Source organism: Sporosarcina koreensis (assembly GCF_042655825.1).
Lineage (GTDB): Bacteria > Bacillota > Bacilli > Bacillales_A > Planococcaceae > Sporosarcina > Sporosarcina koreensis.
The window spans coordinates 279270-298546 of the sequence record NZ_JBHSNP010000002.1; the positions used below are offsets into that span (position 1 = coordinate 279270).

The 19277-nt window shown below is 49.7% G+C and carries 20 protein-coding genes, 1 riboswitch and 1 other annotated feature; of the genes, 19 read left to right on the top strand and 1 reads right to left on the bottom strand.

What is annotated here, in order from left to right:
- Positions 1–64 precede the first annotated feature (64 nt).
- Positions 65–171: riboswitch (SAM riboswitch) on the bottom strand.
- Between the two features lie 114 nt (positions 172–285).
- Both ACFPTP_RS01365 and ACFPTP_RS01370 read left to right on the top strand, forming a co-directional pair.
- Positions 286–465, top strand: coding sequence for a histidine kinase (locus ACFPTP_RS01365; RefSeq protein ID WP_381441596.1), 180 nt, complete (start codon positions 286–288; stop codon positions 463–465).
- Between the two features lie 140 nt (positions 466–605).
- A complete protein-coding gene (locus ACFPTP_RS01370; RefSeq protein WP_381441598.1) occupies positions 606–1202 on the top strand; it encodes a biotin transporter BioY in 597 nt (198 codons plus the stop codon).
- 34 nt (positions 1203–1236) lie between these two features.
- On the opposite strand, the gene ACFPTP_RS01375 is transcribed toward ACFPTP_RS01370, so the two are convergent.
- Positions 1237–1938 carry a hypothetical protein gene (locus ACFPTP_RS01375; RefSeq protein WP_381441600.1) on the bottom strand — a complete coding sequence of 234 codons (702 nt, stop codon included), beginning with the start codon at positions 1936–1938 and terminating at the stop codon, positions 1237–1239.
- A gap of 139 nt (positions 1939–2077) precedes the next feature.
- Here ACFPTP_RS01375 and ACFPTP_RS01380 point away from each other — a divergent pair, with 139 nt between their 5' ends.
- The 17 genes from ACFPTP_RS01380 (at position 2078) to sigH (ending at position 19208) form a co-directional block, all read left to right on the top strand.
- A complete protein-coding gene (locus ACFPTP_RS01380) occupies positions 2078–3754 on the top strand; it encodes a hypothetical protein (protein WP_381441601.1) in 1677 nt (558 codons plus the stop codon).
- Positions 3747–4094: a hypothetical protein gene (locus ACFPTP_RS01385; protein ID WP_381441603.1), complete on the top strand. Its 348-nt coding sequence runs from the start codon at positions 3747–3749 to the stop codon at positions 4092–4094. Before ACFPTP_RS01380 ends, ACFPTP_RS01385 begins: the two co-directional genes overlap by 8 nt.
- A 98-nt stretch (positions 4095–4192) precedes the next feature.
- Positions 4193–4663 (top strand): CtsR family transcriptional regulator, encoded by a 471-nt coding sequence (locus tag ACFPTP_RS01390; protein ID WP_381441604.1) that lies wholly within the window; start codon positions 4193–4195, stop codon positions 4661–4663.
- 26 nt (positions 4664–4689) lie between these two features.
- Positions 4690–5256 (top strand): nucleotide excision repair protein, encoded by a 567-nt coding sequence (locus ACFPTP_RS01395; protein ID WP_381441606.1) that lies wholly within the window; start codon positions 4690–4692, stop codon positions 5254–5256.
- On the top strand, positions 5243–6325 hold the full coding sequence (locus tag ACFPTP_RS01400; protein WP_381441607.1) for a protein arginine kinase: 1083 nt from the start codon (positions 5243–5245) through the stop codon (positions 6323–6325). Before ACFPTP_RS01395 ends, ACFPTP_RS01400 begins: the two co-directional genes overlap by 14 nt.
- 178 nt (positions 6326–6503) lie before the next feature.
- Complete coding sequence (gene clpC, locus ACFPTP_RS01405; RefSeq protein ID WP_381441921.1) at positions 6504–8951, top strand: ATP-dependent protease ATP-binding subunit ClpC; 2448 nt, start codon at positions 6504–6506, stop codon at positions 8949–8951.
- A 69-nt stretch (positions 8952–9020) separates the two neighbouring features.
- Positions 9021–10391, top strand: a complete 1371-nt coding sequence (gene radA / locus ACFPTP_RS01410) for a DNA repair protein RadA (protein WP_381441608.1) — start codon at positions 9021–9023, stop codon at positions 10389–10391.
- Between the two features lie 182 nt (positions 10392–10573).
- Entirely contained in the window at positions 10574–11677 is a 1104-nt protein-coding gene (locus ACFPTP_RS01415; RefSeq protein WP_381441610.1) for a PIN/TRAM domain-containing protein, read from the top strand.
- A gap of 19 nt (positions 11678–11696) precedes the next feature.
- Positions 11697–12395 carry a 2-C-methyl-D-erythritol 4-phosphate cytidylyltransferase gene (ispD, locus tag ACFPTP_RS01420; protein ID WP_381441611.1) on the top strand — a complete coding sequence of 233 codons (699 nt, stop codon included), beginning with the start codon at positions 11697–11699 and terminating at the stop codon, positions 12393–12395.
- Entirely contained in the window at positions 12392–12868 is a 477-nt protein-coding gene (gene ispF, locus ACFPTP_RS01425; RefSeq protein ID WP_381441613.1) for a 2-C-methyl-D-erythritol 2,4-cyclodiphosphate synthase, read from the top strand. Before ispD ends, ispF begins: the two co-directional genes overlap by 4 nt.
- 69 nt (positions 12869–12937) lie before the next feature.
- The gene (gltX, locus tag ACFPTP_RS01430; protein ID WP_381441615.1) at positions 12938–14401 is read left to right on the top strand and encodes a glutamate--tRNA ligase; all 1464 of its coding nucleotides are present in this window, start codon (positions 12938–12940) and stop codon (positions 14399–14401) included.
- 62 nt (positions 14402–14463) lie between these two features.
- Positions 14464–14684 (top strand) — a binding site (T-box leader).
- Positions 14685–14746: 62 nt separating this feature from the next.
- Complete coding sequence (gene cysE, locus ACFPTP_RS01435) at positions 14747–15415, top strand: serine O-acetyltransferase (protein ID WP_381441616.1); 669 nt, start codon at positions 14747–14749, stop codon at positions 15413–15415.
- On the top strand, positions 15396–16793 hold the full coding sequence (cysS, locus tag ACFPTP_RS01440) for a cysteine--tRNA ligase (RefSeq protein ID WP_381441618.1): 1398 nt from the start codon (positions 15396–15398) through the stop codon (positions 16791–16793). The genes cysE and cysS overlap by 20 nt, the downstream gene beginning before the upstream one ends.
- Positions 16794–16798: 5 nt before the next feature.
- Positions 16799–17221, top strand: a complete 423-nt coding sequence (locus ACFPTP_RS01445) for a Mini-ribonuclease 3 (protein WP_408020207.1) — start codon at positions 16799–16801, stop codon at positions 17219–17221.
- Positions 17218–17976 carry a 23S rRNA (guanosine(2251)-2'-O)-methyltransferase RlmB gene (rlmB, locus tag ACFPTP_RS01450; RefSeq protein WP_381441620.1) on the top strand — a complete coding sequence of 253 codons (759 nt, stop codon included), beginning with the start codon at positions 17218–17220 and terminating at the stop codon, positions 17974–17976. The genes ACFPTP_RS01445 and rlmB overlap by 4 nt, the downstream gene beginning before the upstream one ends.
- The gene (locus tag ACFPTP_RS01455) at positions 17973–18488 is read left to right on the top strand and encodes an NYN domain-containing protein (protein WP_381441622.1); all 516 of its coding nucleotides are present in this window, start codon (positions 17973–17975) and stop codon (positions 18486–18488) included. Before rlmB ends, ACFPTP_RS01455 begins: the two co-directional genes overlap by 4 nt.
- Positions 18489–18557: 69 nt before the next feature.
- Positions 18558–19208, top strand: coding sequence for an RNA polymerase sporulation sigma factor SigH (gene sigH, locus ACFPTP_RS01460; RefSeq protein ID WP_381441623.1), 651 nt, complete (start codon positions 18558–18560; stop codon positions 19206–19208).
- Positions 19209–19277: the final 69 nt, after the last annotated feature.

Sequence of the window (19277 nt, forward strand, 5' to 3'; positions counted from 1 at the left end):
ATTGAAAAATAAAAAAGCCTTCGCTGAAAAAAGAAGGCTTTGAATATGCGATGTAGCTCGCTCCTTCTCATCTGCCAAGCCGATAGCGACCTGCTGGAATTAGCACCTGACCGAATACGGCTGGTTGCTGAAGCTTCGACGGGCCAGTCCCTCAGCTTCTCTTGATAAGAAATGGTTATGCAGTTGTTTGAATAATTTAAAACATCATATCGTTAATTGTTTGATACGTCAATAGCCGAATTGTGATAGAATTGGCATATGAACAAAAAGTAGAAGGTGAATACGTTGAGGATTTTCAAATTTGCCGTTCCGATCGCACTCCTTGTCGCCGGTATTTCATGGTGGATGCTCTCCAAAAACTTTCAAGAAGTACCTGGGACATCCAGAGTGTGGATAACAATAGGCGCCGCCATCCTAAGCGGGATTATTGCCCATTTTTTATTTCCGAAAAGCGAAGACAACTGACGTTGATACACGAACCGATAGCCAATTTAGCTGTCGGTTTTTTTACTCCGTAATGATGGTTAACTCAAAATAAAAACAGGTTGACACAATTTAAGTTAACTTTTATTCTATTAAAGATAACTCAAATCACGAGGTGGATTATGACAACAGTTACAGTGAAAACAAAAAGCGGAATGAGCCCGCTTAGTCTCGTCTATTGTGGAATGTTTGCGGCATTGATGATGATCGGAGCGAATATTACAACGTTTGTGCCGTTCCTTATGATTGGCGGGGTGCCGATTACGTTGCAAACCTTTTTCGCCGTCTTGGCAGGATTAATTCTTGGAAGCCGTCTTGGCGCAATTTCGATGACGGTTTATGCGGTCGTGGGATTGGCAGGGGCACCTGTTTTTGCGAAGTTCTATGGGGGCTTCGGCGCTATACTACTTCCAACATTTGGTTTCATCGTCTCTTTCATATTGGTCGCATATGTTGCGGGGAAAATTGTCGAAAAGAATGGAAGTTTACGAAGTTACATTGTCGCAGGACTTGTAGGTCTCGTCGTGAATTATCTGTTTGGGACGAACTGGATGTATTTTGCATACAAGCTTTGGGCTGCAGCGCCTGACGCGTTCACATATAAGGTGGCGTGGATGTGGATGGTGCCGCCGCTGCCGAAAGACATTCTGTTATCGATCCTTGCCGGATACTTTGGACACAGGATGTATAAGGTGCTAAAGGTGAGACGCGCAATATAAAAATGAAAAAGGCGATCCTTCAAGTTGATGAATTTCAACTGAGCGGATCGCCTTTTTCCATTGATGGCGGCTGCCAAAGGGAAAAGTCCTCTTGCAGCATGAAATAGTCTTTGAGGGAGATGGATCCGTCAAATGGTTCCGCCTCAATCGTCTCAAGCATTTCATCAAACTGGTTTTCCTTGACGGCAGATATGTTCCGGTTCGTTATCCGCGCAGGAATCCGGTGCTTCCGGATCGTTTCGATCCATTCATCCAGAGACGGCTCACTGATGATGACCGTCTCGAAATACTTCATCTCCCCATCCTCCACATACCGATACAGGAGACGCGCTCCGACATAATCATTTTTCCTTCCCTTGAATTTGGGATTTGTCCAAAGGCCGATGAGCAGATCTGTGATTTGGTCATAGCGGAAAGAGACGGATTCTGTTTCGCCGGTCCACTCGTTTATGAAATAAGTCGTGTAGCCAGTCTCATTTTGCACTTTTTTGAACGTTGTCGATCCCTTTTGGCGTGGCAACAGAAGAATTTTGACGAACACCCAGCCAAGGAAAAGAGCAATGCCGCCGATCAGCAAGTTCAAAAGCCACACCCCTTCGGGAAGCATGACGAAAAATAAATACAAAGCGCCTATGCCAAGCAAACCGATCAGTGTAAGGACAAAATAATAATAAAACCATTTTGCCTTTGACATTTCACTAGGCGGTTTTTCGGATTGTGAAAAGTTCTTTTGCATCGATTCGACTCCTCCCTTCCATGTTCTGTACGTTAGGGGAAGGGAGAAGGATTCAAATTCATCATCAAAAGTATGAATCGTTTAGTAGCTTCATCCGTATAGTAGGAGAGGTTTAATTTTAATAGAAAAGAGTGTTTAAATGATAAATTTACTTCTATTTTCGATCGTTGTCGGCATCGTTGCCGCAATGATTATCGTGCCGTTCACGTCGGTTTCCAAAGAGGGACAGCCCGCATTCAATAGAATCGGGGCGCTGTCGGCGACAGTTGTGCTTATGGCGATTCTCACATTCGGCCTTTATTACGTCACAAATCTGGACAGGAATTGGACCTCCTTATGGGCGTTGTTCCTTCTTGTAGCCATTGCCGGCGTCGTGTACTCAACCGGTAAAGAGCGCAGCTTCAAAGTCATCCTTGCGCTAATGGCATTGGCAGGAACTGCATTCATCCTAAGTGCGCCGCTCTTTAATGCAAATCAAAAATATAAAGCGGTCGAAATGGACCAACAGGTGGAAATCAAGGCGTTTGATGAAACGAAGACACCTGCAAGCGTTCCGCCCCAATTCGCTCGGAATAAAATGAAAAAAGCATTCGGCCAAGTGCCGAATACGAGCTATTACGAGCTCGGCCATCTGCAGATCCAAAAGGTGGATGGGAAGTTTGTCTATATCGCACCTGTCGAATTTTCGGGCTTCTTCAAATGGCTGAACGGGAAGACGACGCCTGGCTATTTCACAATGAGCGCAACCGATTCGGCGGACAACCCGAAGTTCGTGAAAACGGAAATGTCGTACACGCCTTCCTCCTACTTCCACAAACAAGTGGAGCGGCATATGCGGATGGCGGCGCCGGAACTCATTTTTTACGGCGACGTACAGCTTGAAATTGATGATGAAGGGAAGCCGCACTACATCCGTTCGTACGGAAACTTCATTACGGCAAGGAATGGGTTCGATGTCCAAGGGATTGTCATGGTGGATCCGGGCACCGGAGAAGTGAATCAATATCCACTTTCGCAGGTCCCAGAATTCATCGACGGGGCCGTTTCACCTGAAGCGGTGAGCCTCCAAAATAGCTATTTCGGAAAATACGTTCACGGATTCTGGAATTCAATCGTCGGGAAGAAAGATGTGAAGCTTCCTTCAGACGAAGGGACGGAGGCGAATGTCAGCCCGGTATTTGACGAAAACGGCCATATGTTTTATTTCACCGACTTTACGAGTCCGAAAGAAGAGGTCGACTCGATGCTCGGCTATGCGTTGACAGACGGACGCACGGGCGAGGCGACTTATTATACTGGTAATCTTGAAGAATCGTATATGGATTCACAAGGGGCCCTTCAAATTATCGAGAAGAAATTCATTGAGAAGAAATGGTCCGGGGAAATGCCGGTGCTCTACAACTTTTATGGCGAAGCGAGCTGGTTGACGCCGGTTCTCGACTCGAACGGCTTCCTGCAAAACTACTTCATCGTCTCAGCGGCGAACCCGGAAATCTCCGTGTATGCCACTTCACCGAATGAAGCACTGAGACTTTATAAAACAGCCTTGCAGCGCGGCGGAAGCACAGTCGACGGCAGCTCCAACGCTGAGGAAGGTAAGGCGGCAGTCAACGTCGTCCGGGTCTATAAAGAACGCGCCGGCGACTTCACAATCGTTTCCATCCTTGCCGACGATGGGCGAAACTATATCGTCTCAACCGAAGCCGTCCCGCTGGCGATCTACATCCAAGAAGGCGACCACCTCGTCCTCACCTATTACGAAACCGGTGAACTCTTCCTGCCGGTCAAGGAACTGAAGAACGCTACAATTGAATAAAATAAAGGCAGCCCCCGGAATTTCAGGGGATGCCTTTTATGCGTTTTTGGAAGCAAATCATTTTCCTGAAATTTTACCCACTGTCCCAGTTGATTGGAGTGCAGAGCGGCGACTCCAGCGGGAACGGCTTTTGCGAGTAAAAGCGCAGCGTTACGAGCAGGAAGTAGTAGTAGCTGCCTTAATTTCTGCAAAGTGCGCAGAAATACGGCAAATCGAACCCTACGCTGTTCGATTGGAAAGCGTCCGCTCGGAACAGAAATCAACATTTACAAGCAATTTTAATTATAAGAGTTTATTCAAAAGCACAGACTGCCCGAAGGCGAAGAAAGGTGACTGTTAATCTGCATATAAATTGCACGCTAGATGTATTTTCATGTACAATTAAGTCAAAGATAGTCAAAGTCAATGGCTTAACACCCGAAGAAAAGAGGTGACATCATGCGAAACATTTCCGACATTATTGAAGGGTATTTAAAGGCGATTATCGAAAAAGAAGATAGCGGGACCGTGGAAATTAAACGAAGCGAAGTGGCCGAGAAATTTCAATGCGTCCCTTCGCAAATCAACTATGTCATCAACACACGCTTCACCGTCGAACGAGGCTATGCAGTCGAATCGAAACGAGGAGGCGGAGGATACATCCGGATTTATCGCGTCCAGACAAATTCGCATAAAGAATTGATCGAACATATTTTAGAAGGAATCCAACAAGGCGCAACCTATACGATGGCCGAGGGGATCATTTACAGGCTGTTAAAAGAAGAAGTCGTTTCGGAAAGGGAGGGGAGGATCATCCTCGCAGCAGTGGACCGGACGACATTGCATTATCCATTGCCGGAACGCGACATGATCCGGGCACGGATTTTGCAGGCGATGCTTCAGACGCTTATTTACAAGCAGCTTGACTAGAATTTGACGAATACGAGGTGCACACTATGCTATGCGACAATTGCAAAGAACGGCCGGCTTCCGTGATTTTCACCCAGGAAGGCATGGGCGGATCTACGGAACGCCATCTATGTGAGAAATGCGCGTTCCAAACACAAATGTTTCATTTCGATCCAAACCAGGAACCGTTGTCGATCCAACAATTCCTTTCCCATTGGTTCGGCGGAAGCGAATCGGTACAGCCTTTTCAGCAGTCAAGGGACAGCATGCCGGAAGGACCGACTTGCCCGGACTGCCAATTGACGTTCAGGAAATTCCTGGACATTGGTAAATTCGGATGCCCGACATGCTATGACACGTTCAGAGAGCAACTGCCGCGCGTTTTCAGCAAGCTTCATAACGGACATACGACGCATGTCGGAAAAATACCTGAATCCTTTAATGAGCGGTTCGCTTTGAAGAAGAAAATCGAGGAAATCCGGTTGAGCATGCAAGATGCGATCATGGCGGAGCGTTTTGAAGATGCCGCCACATTGAGGGATGAAGCGAAGGCGCTGAAAGAGCGTTTGGCAGAGTGCGGCAATGGAGGTGATGGCAGCGATGTCGATCAATAAATTCATGAAAGGCGCCGTCACAGGTTGGATGACGTCGCATGGGGAGCATTCGGATATCGTCATGTCGACAAGGATCCGCTTGGCCCGGAATCTAAGGGGGTACCGATTCCCGATCGCGTTCACGACAGAAGAGGCACAAAAGGTTGACGCGCAAGTTTCGGCCGCCTTGCTTACTTCCGGCGAAAAAGGGTATGCCTATATGAAGATGTCGGAGCTCCCGGCGCTTGAAAGGCATGTGCTCGTTGAGAAGCATTTGGTCAGTCCGCAATTGACGGACGTGAAGCGCCATGGGGCGGTCATTCTTTCGGAAGATGAGACGCTGAGCATCATGGTGAACGAAGAGGACCATATCCGCATTCAATGCATCTATCCAGGTTTCCAGCTGGAAAATGCATATGAGCATGCGGACTCTGTTGATAACTTTTTGGAGAATGAACTTCCTTATGCCTTCGATGAGGATTTCGGCTACTTAACGAGCTGTCCGTCAAATACAGGCACGGGCATGCGGGCATCGGTCATGATGCATTTGCCGGCATTGACAATCACGAAGCAGATCGAGCGCATCATTCCGGCGATTGCGAGGCTTGGAATGATCGTCAGAGGCAGCTACGGAGAAGGAAGCGAAGCGCCGGGCAACATTTATCAGGTTTCAAATCAGACGACATTGGGCAAACCGGAGAAAGAGATCCTTTCCGATTTGAAAAATGTAGCTCTTCGGCTTATCGCCCACGAGAGGCGCTCCCGCGAAATCCTCCTTTCTAAATCGCGCGTCGCATTGGAAAATAAGCTCTTCCGTTCGCTCGGCACTATCACATATGCAAGGTTGCTGCCTTCAGGCGAAGCGGCTCGTTGCCTATCGGACGTCCGTCTAGGCATCGACCTCGGCATCATCGAGGATGTGGACATGTCCATATTGAATGAATTGATGATTTTCATGCAGCCCGGTTTTCTCCAACAATATGCCGGTGCAGAATTGACGGCGGAGGAAAGGGATATTTTCAGAGCCGATCTATTCCGTGAGCGACTGCGTTCCGAGCAGCAAATCGAAGGAAATAATAAAGAAGACTGAGCGATAGTTTTGCTTAGTACTTTTCTTTTTATTATACTAAAGTAAGAGATGGTCAAGAATAGTCAAAGTCAATTTGTTGGAATTGGATTGCTTCATGATCCATTCGAATAAAGTAAAAGGAATCCGCACATTTCAAGTGGGGACAGGATGGACGTTACTAGAGAAGGAGTGGAAGAATATGATGTTCAATCGTTTTACACAGCGGGCGCAGAAAGTCTTGCAGCTTGCACAAGAAGAAGCGATCAGACTGAAACACGAATCCATCGGTACTGAGCATATTTTATTGGGTCTCATTCGGGAAGGCGGCGGCATCGCTGCAAAAGCATTGGAAGCGATCGACGTCAGTTTCGATACGATTGAAAAAGGGGTGGAAGGACTCGTTGGATCCGGATCGAAGGAAGTCGGACCCATCGTCCATTACACACCAAGAGCGAAAAAGGTCATTGAGCTATCTGTCGATGAATCCCGTAAGCTCGGCCATTCCTATATCGGGACGGAGCATATTCTGTTGGCGCTCATCCGTGAAGGGGAAGGGGTTGCTGCCCGCGTATTGAATAATGCGGGAGTGAGCTTGAACCGTGCAAGGCAGCAAGTGCTCCAATTGCTCGGAAGCAATGACAGTTCCGTCGGCAATCAAGGCACTTCATCATCCGCCTCCACACCGACGCTCGACAGCCTTGCCCGTGACTTGACGGAAGTGGCGCGTGAAGGGACGCTTGACCCGGTCATTGGCCGCAGCAAGGAAATTACACGTGTCATCGAGGTGTTGGCTCGCCGTACGAAGAACAACCCTGTATTGATCGGGGAGCCGGGTGTCGGTAAAACGGCAATCGCGGAAGGGCTTGCACTTCAGATCGTCAATAATGAAGTGCCCGAAATCCTGCGTGATAAACGTGTCATGACACTGGATATGGGAACGGTCGTCGCGGGTACGAAATACCGAGGAGAGTTCGAGGACCGCATGAAGAAAGTGATGGAGGAAATCCGTCAAGCGGGCAATATCATTCTATTCATTGATGAGTTGCATACACTGATCGGGGCTGGCGGAGCCGAAGGGGCGATCGATGCTTCCAACATTCTGAAACCGTCACTCGCCCGTGGGGAATTGCAATGCATCGGTGCCACGACGCTTGATGAATACCGTAAATATATTGAAAAAGACGCTGCGCTTGAAAGACGTTTCCAACCGATCCAGGTCGATGAACCGACTGTCGAAGAGACGATCTTGATTATCAAAGGATTGCGCGATCGCTATGAAGCACACCACCGAGTGAAAATAACGGATGAAGCGATCGAGGCAGCTGCGAAAATGTCAGATCGGTATATCTCAGACCGCTTCCTGCCGGATAAGGCGATCGACTTGATCGATGAAGCGGGATCGAAAGTACGTCTCCGTTCGTATACGACGCCTCCGAATTTGAAGGAGCTTGAAGCGAAGCTGGAAGCGATCCGCCATGAAAAGAATGCCGCGGTGCAAAGCCAGGAATTCGAAAAGGCGGCATCATTCCGCGATAAAGAGCAGAAAATGAAGGAAGAGCTCGAAACGACGAAGACGGAATGGAAAGAGAAGCAAGGGAAAAAAGAATCGGAAGTGACAGTGAACGATATTGCGGAAGTTGTGGCAATGTGGACGGGAGTTCCGGTCGCGAAAATTGCCGAGACGGAAACCGCAAAGCTGTTGAATATGGAAGGCCTTCTGCATGAACGCGTCATCGGGCAGAAAGAAGCTGTAACAGCCATTTCAAGGGCGATCCGGAGAGCCCGTGCAGGATTGAAGGATCCGAAGCGCCCAATCGGGTCATTCATCTTCCTCGGACCTACTGGCGTCGGGAAGACCGAGCTGGCTAGAGCTCTTGCGGAAGCAATGTTCGGGGATGAGGATGCGATGATCCGCATCGATATGTCCGAGTATATGGAGAAGCATGCGACGTCAAGGCTTGTCGGTTCGCCTCCGGGATACGTCGGATACGACGAAGGTGGTCAACTGACTGAGAAAGTCCGTAGAAAGCCTTACTCGGTCGTCTTGCTCGATGAAATCGAAAAGGCGCATCCAGATGTCTTCAATATTCTTCTACAAGTTCTTGAGGATGGAAGATTGACGGATTCGAAAGGCCGCACAGTCGATTTCCGCAATACGGTCGTCATCATGACGTCAAACGTCGGAGCGGAAACGTTAAAATCGAACCGTTACGTCGGCTTCAATTTGCAAGACGGCGAACGTGACTATGAGGATATGAAATCCACGATGCTAGAAGCGTTGAAAAAGGCGTTCCGTCCGGAGTTCCTGAACCGCGTCGACGAAATGATCGTCTTCCACTCGCTTGAGAAGGAGCACTTGCGTGAAATCGTAACGCTCATGTCGAATGAGCTGACGAAGCGTCTTGCGGAGCAGGATATTACGCTTGAGTTGACGGATGATGCTAAATTGAAAATCTCTGAAGAGGGATATGACCCGGATTACGGTGCACGGCCGTTGCGCCGGGCATTGCAGAAACATGTCGAAGACCGCTTGTCAGAGGAGCTGTTGAGCGGAACAGTCCTGACGGGCGGAACAGTCATCGTCGATGTAGAGGATGGCGAGTTCGTCGTCAAGACGGACCGCGTTGCAGTGACGGAAAAACAATAATAGGATGGCCCTCCCGTAGAGTTCGCTATCTACGGGAAAGGGCTGTCCTTTTCGTATATGGAGGGTAATATGGCAAAACGGAAAACAAAATTCATGTGCAGGGACTGCGGCTACGAATCCCCGAAGTGGATGGGGAGATGCCCCGGCTGCGGCGAATGGAATACGATGGACGAGGAAGTCGAAATTGTAAGCAAAGGTCCGCGCGGTGCGTTTCAACATACTGCGAGCATCCAGCAGAAAGCGATGCCGATCAGTGCAATTGAAACGATGGAGGAGCCAAGGGTCAAAACAGAACTCGGGGAACTGAACCGGGTGCTTGGCGGGGGGATCGTGCCGGGCTCGCTTGTTTTGATCGGCGGAGATCCGGGCATAGGAAAATCAACATTGCTGTTGCAAGTGTCTTCACTTCTCGCGAATCAAAAGCAACGCGTCCTTTACATATCAGGTGAGGAATCAATCAGGCAGACAAAGCTGCGCGCCGAACGTCTCGGTGTTGCGTCGGATGAGCTGTTCATCTACGCAGAGACGGATCTTGCGAAAATACACGAGACGATCAATGATGTGAAACCGAAATTTGTCATTGCCGACTCGATCCAGACGATCCACCATCCCGAAGTGACGTCCGCGCCGGGCAGTATTTCACAAGTGCGGGAATGTACGGCTGAATTGATGCGCATCGCGAAGACGCAAAACATCGCCATTTTCATCGTTGGCCATGTGACGAAAGACGGACAAATTGCAGGTCCGCGCCTTCTCGAGCATATGGTGGATACTGTCCTTTATTTTGAAGGGGAGCGTCATCATACGTATCGGATTTTGCGTAGTGTGAAGAACCGCTTCGGCTCGACGAATGAAATCGCGATCTTTGAAATGCTGCAATCCGGTTTGAAGGAAGTGTTGAATCCTTCCGAGCTGTTCCTGCGGGAAAGGTCTCAGGGTGGAGCGGGATCGACTGTCGTCGCGTCGATGGAGGGGACCCGTCCCATCCTCGTCGAAATCCAGGCGCTTGTGACGCCATCGAGCTTCAACTATCCGAAGCGGATGGCGACTGGTATCGATCAAAACCGTGTCTCCCTGCTGATGGCCGTCCTGGAAAAGCGGATGGGAATGCTCTTGCAAGCACAGGATGCCTATATTAAAGTCGCTGGGGGCGTGAAGCTTGACGAGCCTGCAATCGACTTGGCCGTCCTTGTGAGCATCGTTTCAAGCTACAGGGATGCGGCTGCCGGAGCAACGGACTGCTTCATCGGCGAGGTGGGCTTGACGGGCGAAGTTCGCCGCGTCTCCCGTATCGAACAGCGCGTGACGGAAGCGGCGAAGCTCGGCTTTGAGAAGGTCATCATCCCTTCATCCAATATCGGCGGCTGGGACTTTCCGGAAGGGATTCAAGTTGTCGGTGTCGAAACGATAAGTGAAGCATTGAACATCGCATTTTCATGACATAAGGCAAGGGTATGGGACTTTGATAGGAAGTCCCATATCCCTGATTTTGCGATGCAAGGAACTTCCGGGGCTTTTCCATTGTCCTATACTTGTTGGGAAAACATTGAGTTTGATGGCTCAAAACGGCGAAGGATATGGAAAACGTGTATAGTTATCAGTAAGGAATGGAGGTGTTGTACATGTTGAAAAGAGTGGTTCAGATCGGACTGCTGCTAATCGGGGGAACGCTCGGCGTATTATTTTTACCGTATTTATTCACTTTATCTTCCTTTACTTCAAAGCCGATGGTTGACAATCCTTACGTAGCTGCTGTCCTAGGTGCACTTATTTTATATTTGCTGAGCCTTTTCATCGCAGACCCGATCGTGAATTTCATCAAATGGATGGAAGATCGTCTGTTGAAGGCTCCTATTTTCGATTTGCTGTTCGGGACGATTGGTCTGATGGTCGGATTGAGTGTCGCTTTTCTTGTCAGCTTCGGGCTGAGCAGTCTTGAAATCCCTTTTATCACTTCAGTTCTGCCAGTAGTGCTTTCCATTCTTCTTGGATACCTCGGTTTCCAGGTCGGCTTCAAAAAACGTGAGGAGTTTTCCCACGCTATTTTTACCGCAAGGAACAGCAGTCCGAAAAAGAGGGATGGCGGAGAGGCCGCGGGTCAGCCGGATGCCAAGCATCATAAGATTTTGGATACGAGCGTTATTATCGACGGAAGAATCGCGGATATCGCGTCGACTGGATTTCTGGAAGGGCTTCTCGTCGTGCCGCAATTCGTATTGACGGAGCTTCAGCATATCGCGGATTCGTCCGATTCATTGAAGCGTACTAAAGGTCGGCGCGGCCTTGACGTCCTGAAACGGTTGCAAACGGATGACGGGCCGAGCATTTTGATTACCGATGAAGATTTTGCGGATGTTGCGGAAGTCGACCTGAAGCTTGTTCGTCTCGCGAAGAGCATGAATGGCCAGGTCGTTACAAATGATTTCAATTTGAATAAAGTGGCGGACTTGCATGGTGTGGCGGTATTGAACATCAATGATCTGGCGAATGCGGTGAAGCCTGTCGTCATCCCTGGTGAAGAGATGCATGTTGCTGTCATCAAGGATGGGAAGGAGCATAACCAAGGCGTCGCCTATTTGGATGATGGCACGATGATCGTCATTGAAGATGGAAGGGTGCATATCGGCAATGCGATCGACGTCATCGTTACAAGCGTCTTGCAGACTTCTGCGGGCAGGATGATTTTCGCGAAGCCGAAGAACGGCAAGACCGCAAAGGCGCATTGAAGAAAGATGAGGAACGAAGATGGAGACATATACAGTACTGCTCCCCGCAGCGGGAAGCGGCCGGCGGATGGGTGCCGGGTTCAACAAGCTGTTTTTGGAGATGGCCGGCAAGCCGATCCTCATCCACACATTGGATGTGTTCGAACAGGATCCGGATTGTTCAGGAATGATCCTTTCCGTAAAAGACGAGGAAAAGCCGAAAATCGAAGAGATGCTTGAACGTTTCGGCATTACGAAAGTGGCTGCGCTCGTCGAAGGCGGAGCGGAGCGGCAGCAAAGCGTGGCGGCTTGCATCGATGCGCATCGATCGGGAGGGATCGTCCTCGTGCATGACGCGGCGAGACCTTTCATCAAGAGGGATGTCATCCGTAAGCTTGTCGAAGTTGCCCGAGAGGATGGTGCCGCAATAGCGGGTGTCCAGGTGAAGGACACGATGAAAGTTGCGCCGGACGGCATCGTCGAAGAGACGGTGGACCGTTCGAAGCTTTGGGCGATCCAGACGCCGCAAGCATTCCGCTATGAACTTTTGAAGGAAGCATCTGATAAAGCCGAAGCCGAGGGGTTCCTCGGAACGGATGAATCGATGATTGTCGAGCGGCTGGGACACCCGGTAAAAGTTGTGGAAAGTACTTATGATAATGTAAAAATGACGACGAAAGAGGACCTCCTGTTTGGAGAGGTCCTCTTGAAACAGAGACGGCAGGAGGATTTTCAATGATTCGGATAGGACAAGGGTTTGACGTGCACCAGTTTGAGGAAGGGCGGCCACTGATCATCGGCGGCATTACGATTCCTTACGAAAAAGGATTGACGGGGCATTCCGACGCGGATGTCTTATTGCATACGGTGACGGACGCTGCGCTCGGAGCAATCGGGGAAGGGGATATCGGCAGGCATTTCCCGGACACCGACGAAGCATTCAAAGATGCGGATTCAGCGATCCTTCTTCAAAAAGTGTGGGAAATTGTAGAGTCGAAAGGCTACCGGTTGGGCAATATCGATTGCACGATCATGGCACAAAGGCCGAAAATGGCGCCGCATATAGAAACGATCCGTGCCCGTATTGCAGAGTTGCTGAATGCGGATGTAACGCAAGTGAACGTCAAAGCAACGACGACCGAAAAACTTGGATTCGTCGGCAGGGAAGAAGGGATCGCCTCGATGGCGACAATCCTTCTCTTGAAAGACTGAGCCCTTTCAAATTGGATGAAGCAGTGATAAAATGACACTTGAATTAATCAAGAACGGAGATGCACTCAAATGACAACAGAAGTACGTGTACGTTATGCGCCGAGCCCGACCGGCCATTTACATATCGGCGGAGCCCGGACAGCATTGTTCAACTACCTATTCGCAAAACACCATGGCGGGAAATTCATCATCCGCATCGAAGATACTGACACGGAGCGGAATATCGAAGCGGGAGAACTGTCCCAACTTGATAATTTGAAGTGGCTTGGAATCCATCATGACGAGTCTGTTGATGTCGGCGGGGAGTATGGTCCCTACCGCCAAATGGAGCGTCTTGACCTGTATACGAAATATGCGCAGGACATGCTTGACGGGGGGCATGCCTATAAGTGTTTCTGTACGCCGGAGGAGCTTGAAGCTGAGCGCGAAAAACAGAAGGCTTCCGGAATCGCCGCGCCGATGTACGCGGGCACTTGTCGCAATCTGACTGCAGAGGAAGTCGCTGAAAAGGAAGCAGCGGGCATGCCTTACACAATCCGCATGCGTGTACCTGAAAACGTCACATACACGGTGGATGATCTCGTGCGTGGGGAAGTGGCGTTCGAATCGAAGGATGTCGGCGACTGGGTGCTTGTGAAAGCGAATGGCATCCCGACATACAATTTTGCGGTCGTCATCGATGACCACTTAATGAAAATCTCCCACGTCTTCCGCGGTGAAGAGCATTTGACGAATACGCCAAAACAATTGATGGTATACGATGTGTTCGGCTGGGAGTATCCGCGTTTTGGACATATGACGTTAATTGTCAATGAAGAGCGCAAAAAGCTTTCGAAGCGGGATGAGTCGATCATCCAGTTCATTTCCCAGTACAAGGATCTTGGCTACTTGCCGGAAGCGATGTTCAACTTCTTTGCATTGCTTGGCTGGTCGCCGGGCGGGGAAGAAGAGATTTTCACACATGATGAATTGATCAAGCTTTTTGACGAAAGCCGCTTGTCCAAATCGCCGTCCATGTTCGATAAGACGAAGCTCACGTGGATGAATAACCAATACGTGAAGAAGCTTAGCCTGGACGAAGTGATCGAATTGACGTTGCCGCATCTTCAGGCTGCGGGACGTGTGAGCAAAGAGATGACGGAAGAGGAGCGCAACTGGGTCCATGACCTGATTGCCCTTTACCAGGCGCAATTGAGCTTTGGGGCTGAAATCGTCGAATTGACCGCCCAATTCTTCAATGACCATATTGAATATGATGAACAATCCAAGGAAGTTCTTGCAGGCGAACAAGTTCCGGAAGTGATGGCATCGTTCCAACGTCAATTGGCTGCGCTTGAATCATTCGATCCCGCTTCGATCAAAGCGGCGATCAAAGAAGTGCAGAAGGAAACTGGCCATAAAGGGAAGAATCTATTCATGCCGATCCGCGTTGTCACAACTGGACAGACGCACGGTCCTGAATTGCCAGATTCCATCGCGTTGATCGGCAAAGAAAAGGCGATTGAACGCGTTTCAAAATACGCCCAGGCATAAAATCATTTAGTTGACTTTAGGCATTATCGATGTACAATTGACGTACATTCAATAAAAAAGACTCGAAAGCTTTGATAAGGAGAAGTACACATCGCATGCTCTCCAGAGAGGGTCATCACCGGCTGTAAGTGACCTGTGCCTCTGCAATGTGGAAATGCCCCTTTGAGCGCCGTGCCGAACGAACAAGTAGGCCGGACGCATCGCCAGCGTTACAGGCGTCAAGCGGGAAGGGGAGAAACTCCTTCCAAGCGGAGTGGAACCGCGCATACAATGCGTCTCTGTCTAGTCATGGACAGGGACGCTTTTTGTGTTGTGCGGAAATTAGAAACGGAGGTCGAAAAAACAGTGTTTCGGAGGATGAAGGAAGACATCCACTGCATATTTGAACAAGATCCTGCTGCACGCAGCACATTTGAGGTGGTGCTGACGTATTCCGGCCTCCATGCAGTGTGGGCGCACCGGATTGCGCATGCATTCTATAAAAAGAATCTGTTGTTTCTGGCAAGACTCATTTCACAGATCAGCCGCTTTTTCACAGGCATCGAAATCCATCCCGGCGCGACGATTGGCAGGCGCTTATTCATTGACCATGGCATGGGGATTGTCATTGGGGAAACTTGTGAAATCGGTGATGACGTTACGCTGTACCAAGGCGTGACATTGGGCGGAACGGGCAAAGAAAAAGGAAAACGCCACCCGACTCTTGGCAATAATGTACTTGTCGCTTCGGGAGCGAAAGTGCTTGGTTCCATTACAATTGGTGAAAACAGCAAGATCGGGGCAGGATCGGTCGTTTTGATCGATGTACCTGCCGATTCGACAGTCGTCGGCATACCGGGCAAAGTTGTCGTGACAAACGGTGTACGGGTAAGGGATAAACATGACCACCGGAATTTGCCGGACCCTGTTGAGGATACGTGCAACCGGTTGGAAGACGAGATTGCATTTTTGAAGAGACGAATTGAAGAACTTGAAAAGAAAGAAGGGAAAACCGATGAGTATTCAAATTTATAATACATTGACACGGAAGAAGGAGCCTTTCATTCCGTTGGAAGAAGGGAAAGTGAAAATGTATGTATGCGGACCGACCGTCTACAACTACATTCATATCGGCAATGCGAGACCGGTCATCGTATTTGATACAGTCCGCCGCTATTTGCAGTATCGCGGCTATGACGTCAATTATGTGTCCAACTTCACAGATGTCGATGACAAAATCATCAATACGGCGAATGAGCTTGGCGAAGAGGTCGGGGAATTGACTGAACGCTTCATCAACGCCTACTTCGAGGACGTCGGGGCTCTCGGCTGCAGTAAAGCGGACGCCCACCCGCGTGTGACGGAGCATATCGATGACATCATCGCATTCATTCAAGTGCTCGTGGATAAAGGATTCGCTTATGAAGCGCAAGGAGATGTCTATTACCGCACGCGCAAGTTCGACGGCTATGGCAAGCTATCCCATCAGTCGGTCGATGAACTGAAAGTCGGTGCGCGCATCGAAGAAAGCGGTATTAAAGAGAACTCTCTCGACTTCGCGCTATGGAAATCGGCGAAGGAAGGGGAAATCGCCTGGGATAGCCCATGGGGCCCTGGCAGACCGGGTTGGCATATCGAGTGCTCCGTCATGGCAAGGGAGCATTTGGGCGATACGATTGACATCCACGCAGGCGGGCAGGACTTGACATTCCCGCATCATGAAAATGAAATTGCGCAGTCTGAAGCGATGACAGGAAAACAGTTCGCCCGGTACTGGATGCATAACGGCTATATTAATATCGATAATGAAAAGATGTCGAAGTCGCTCGGGAACTTCATTCTCGTAAATGATATCCGTAAGCAGATCGATCCGAGAGTGCTTCGATTCTTCATGCTATCCGTCCATTATCGTCATCCGGTGAACTTCTCCCAGGATCTCGTTGAGAGCGCCGCGAATGGACTGGACCGCATCCAAACGGCCTACAACAACTTGAAGCACCGGTTAGGCACATCCGCTGATCTTGGAGATCACCAGGACATATGGACACATAAGGTGGACGGCGCGGTCCGGCAATTTGAAGTCGCGATGGACGACGATTTCAATACGGCGAACGCCATTGCAGCCATTTTCGAGCTCGTGAAAACAGCCAACGTTTATCTGTTGGAGAAAAACACGCAAACAGCTGTCCTCGAATATTTCATTTCCGCATTCGACAAGCTCATGGAAGTGCTCGGCTTGCCGTTCAGTGGGGAAGAGCTCTTGGACGATGAAATCGAAGGGTTGATAGAAGAACGCTTGACTGCACGCCGTGAACGGAATTTCAGCCGTGCGGACGAAATCAGGGATCTTCTGAAGGAAAAGGGAATCGTCCTTGAGGATACCGCCCAAGGCACACGGTGGAAAAGGGGATGAGCGGCGTGTACACATTACGCGACATGGACGTGAAGCAGCTGAACGCCCTTGCACTCGCCTATATGGGAGATGCGGTTTACGAGCAGGCGGTACGTGAGCATTTGCTGCGCTCTGGCCGAGTGAAGCCGAACATCCTGCATAAGGAGGCAACGCGGTATGTATCCGCCAAAGCACAGGCATCTGCCGTCAAGATGATGCAGGAAACCGGCTTCTTGACCGAAGAGGAGGAGGCGGTCCTGCGCCGCGGGCGGAATGCGAAATCAGGGTCGGTCCCGAAGAACACCGACGTCGTGACCTACAACCATAGCTCCGGATTCGAGGCGGTCCTAGGCTATTTATATTTGCTCGGCAGGAATGATCGGGTAGGGGAAATCATCGGCAAGACAATGCAGTTCATCGAAAATCCGAATGAGGAGGGTGCATCATGACAAACCAGGAAACGGAATTGATCGGCGGCAAAAACCCTGTTGTAGAAGCGCTCCGTTCCGGCAGGGAACTGAATAAGATCTGGATTGCCGAAGGGTTGAATAAAAAAAGCATCGGCGAAATCCTGTCATTGGCTAAAAAAACGGGAATCATCGTCCAGGCGGTGCCGAAACAGAAGCTGGACGGCATGCTTGACGTGAACCACCAAGGCATTATCGCCTCGGTCGCCGCCTATTCCTACGCGGAACTGGATGATTTATTCGCTATCGCGAAAAACCGCGGCGAGGATCCTTTCTTCCTCATCCTTGATGAACTGGAGGATCCGCATAATCTCGGCTCCATCCTTAGGACAGCGGACGCTACGGGCGTGCATGGCATCATCATCCCGAAGCGGCGTTCGGTCGGTTTGACGGGAGTCGTTGCAAAAGCGTCCACAGGGGCGATCGAGCATGTCCCTGTCGTCCGCGTGAACAATCTGTCGCAGACGGTGGAGGAATTGAAGAAAGCAGGCGTCTGGATTGCAGGGACAGATGCACAAGGCTCACAAGATTACCGTTCGATGGACGCGACGTTGCCCTTAGCCATCATCATCGGCAGCGAAGGAAAAGGGATGTCCCGCATTCTGAAGGAGAAATGCGACTTCCTCTATCACTTGCCGATGGTCGGTCATGTGACGTCCTTGAATGCTTCTGTTGCGGCGTCTTTGCTTATGTATGAAGTGTTGCGCAAACGCAAGCCCCAAACGCCGGGGTCATGAAAAAAGACATACTGCTCGTCGATGGATACAACATCATCGGAGCATGGCCGGAATTGAGAAAGTTGAAGGTTGAAAGCCTCGCTGCAGCCCGCGACCGGCTCATCGAACGGATGGCGGAATATAAGGCGCATACAGGCTGGCGTGTCATTGTCCTGTTCGATGCGCATTTGAGCCGGGGAATCGAAAAGAAGGATTGGAAGCATAAAGTCGAAGTCGTTTTCACCCGTGAAAATGAAACAGCGGATGAACGGATCGAAAAGATGGTATCCGAGTTGAGCGGCCGCCGGGTGCAAATTCACGTCGCCACATCCGATTTAACGGAGCAATGGGTCATTTTTGCACAAGGCGCCCTCCGTAAATCTGCTCGCGAGCTAGAAATTGAAATGAATGAAATCGATAAATTGATCACGAAAAAAGTAAAGGAAATCCAAGAGGAACGACCGTTTTCAAAGATTCAACTGTCCGACGAGGTGGCAGAAATATTTGAAAAATGGCGTCGAGGAACGAAATGAACGGTTGACGCAAAAATTTTCCATACGGTATACTGATTGAAATGGCAATAACGAATCGGGGTGTGGTGATTGGCGGGAAATGTATACGTTCAAGGGGGTATTACTGATTTCACCGGTTTATCCGATGAAGAGCTTTTAGTTCGTATTCATGAAGGCAGCACGGACGCGCTGGATTTTCTTATTACCAAATATCAATCTTTCGTCAAAATGAAAGCGCGCTCATATTTCATGATGGGCGGCGATCGGGAAGATATCATTCAGGAAGGGATGATCGGCCTCTATAAAGCAATCCGCGATTTCAGGACTGATCGGCTTGCTTCATTCCGGGCATTTGCGGAGCTGTGCATTACAAGGCAGATCATCACAGCCATCAAGACGGCGACAAGGCAGAAGCACATTCCGCTGAATACTTCAGTATCGTTGGACAAGCCCGTGTTCGACGAGGAATCCGACCGCACTTTGCTGGACGTCATCTCTGGTTCCGAACTAGATGATCCGGAAGATTTGATGATTCATAAAGAAGACTTCATCCATATGGAGGGGGAAATCAACAAAGTGCTGAGCGGGCTTGAAAAGCAGGTCCTATCACTCTATTTGGAAGGGCAATCCTATCAGGAAATCTCGGACGAGTTGAATCGGCAAGTCAAATCCGTGGACAATGCATTGCAGCGCATCAAGCGGAAATTGGAACGGCATATGCAGGTGGATGCCGTACATTGAAGCGGGTCCGGAACGAGTTGCCAACCAATTTCCATCATGTTGACAGCATGAATATTAGGTGGTACTCTT

Bases quoted from the DNA above. Each gene is read 5' to 3' on its own strand.
- cysS (WP_381441618.1), top strand. From the start codon at position 15,396: ATGAGTATTCAAATTTATAATACATTGACACGGAAGAAGGAGCCTTTC.
- ACFPTP_RS01380 (WP_381441601.1), top strand. From the start codon at position 2,078: ATGATAAATTTACTTCTATTTTCGATCGTTGTCGGCATCGTTGCCGCA.
- clpC (WP_381441921.1), top strand. From the start codon at position 6,504: ATGATGTTCAATCGTTTTACACAGCGGGCGCAGAAAGTCTTGCAGCTT.
- ACFPTP_RS01370 (WP_381441598.1), top strand. From the start codon at position 606: ATGACAACAGTTACAGTGAAAACAAAAAGCGGAATGAGCCCGCTTAGT.
- ispD (WP_381441611.1), top strand. From the start codon at position 11,697: ATGGAGACATATACAGTACTGCTCCCCGCAGCGGGAAGCGGCCGGCGG.
- ACFPTP_RS01390 (WP_381441604.1), top strand. From the start codon at position 4,193: ATGCGAAACATTTCCGACATTATTGAAGGGTATTTAAAGGCGATTATC.
- rlmB (WP_381441620.1), top strand. From the start codon at position 17,218: ATGACAAACCAGGAAACGGAATTGATCGGCGGCAAAAACCCTGTTGTA.
- ACFPTP_RS01400 (WP_381441607.1), top strand. From the start codon at position 5,243: ATGTCGATCAATAAATTCATGAAAGGCGCCGTCACAGGTTGGATGACG.
- ACFPTP_RS01455 (WP_381441622.1), top strand. From the start codon at position 17,973: ATGAAAAAAGACATACTGCTCGTCGATGGATACAACATCATCGGAGCA.
- ispF (WP_381441613.1), top strand. From the start codon at position 12,392: ATGATTCGGATAGGACAAGGGTTTGACGTGCACCAGTTTGAGGAAGGG.
- radA (WP_381441608.1), top strand. From the start codon at position 9,021: ATGGCAAAACGGAAAACAAAATTCATGTGCAGGGACTGCGGCTACGAA.
- ACFPTP_RS01415 (WP_381441610.1), top strand. From the start codon at position 10,574: ATGTTGAAAAGAGTGGTTCAGATCGGACTGCTGCTAATCGGGGGAACG.
- ACFPTP_RS01375 (WP_381441600.1), bottom strand. From the start codon at position 1,938: ATGCAAAAGAACTTTTCACAATCCGAAAAACCGCCTAGTGAAATGTCA.
- gltX (WP_381441615.1), top strand. From the start codon at position 12,938: ATGACAACAGAAGTACGTGTACGTTATGCGCCGAGCCCGACCGGCCAT.
- ACFPTP_RS01395 (WP_381441606.1), top strand. From the start codon at position 4,690: ATGCTATGCGACAATTGCAAAGAACGGCCGGCTTCCGTGATTTTCACC.